Annotated in this window: 1 protein-coding gene; it reads left to right on the top strand. The window is 64.8% G+C overall.

The window, feature by feature from the left end:
- The coding region (locus EOA60_RS37220; protein ID WP_164899979.1) for a GNAT family N-acetyltransferase at positions 1–386 on the top strand (386 nt) is incomplete at both ends.

The raw sequence follows: 386 nt of genomic DNA, 5'->3' as shown, positions 1-386 counted from the left end.
CCCCGATGCAGCCCACGAGTTCTGGCGCAAATCGCTCGCTGCCGCGGCGCGCGGGGAACGGGCAGTGCTGGGCGCATGGGATGGCAAGACGCTTGCCGGCACCGTCACACTGCTTCTCGACTGCCCGCCCAACCAACCGCACCGCGCCGAGATTGCCAAGCTGATGACCCGCCTCGACTATCGCGGCAAAGGTATTGCCACCGGCCTGATGCGGGCCGCCGAGGAACTGGCGGTCAAGAAAGGGCGCACCCTGCTGGTGTTGGACACAGCAAGCGAAGAGGGGGCCGGCGGCCTTTACGAAAAACTCGACTTCTCGCTGACCGGCGAGATTCCGGACTATGCGCTAAAACCCCATGGTGGGCTCACCGGCACGCTCATCTATTGGA

The organism is Mesorhizobium sp. M1A.F.Ca.IN.020.06.1.1, from assembly GCF_004023265.1.
In the GTDB taxonomy this organism is placed as follows: domain Bacteria; phylum Pseudomonadota; class Alphaproteobacteria; order Rhizobiales; family Rhizobiaceae; genus Mesorhizobium.
This window is presented reverse-complemented; position numbering and strand designations above follow the sequence as displayed.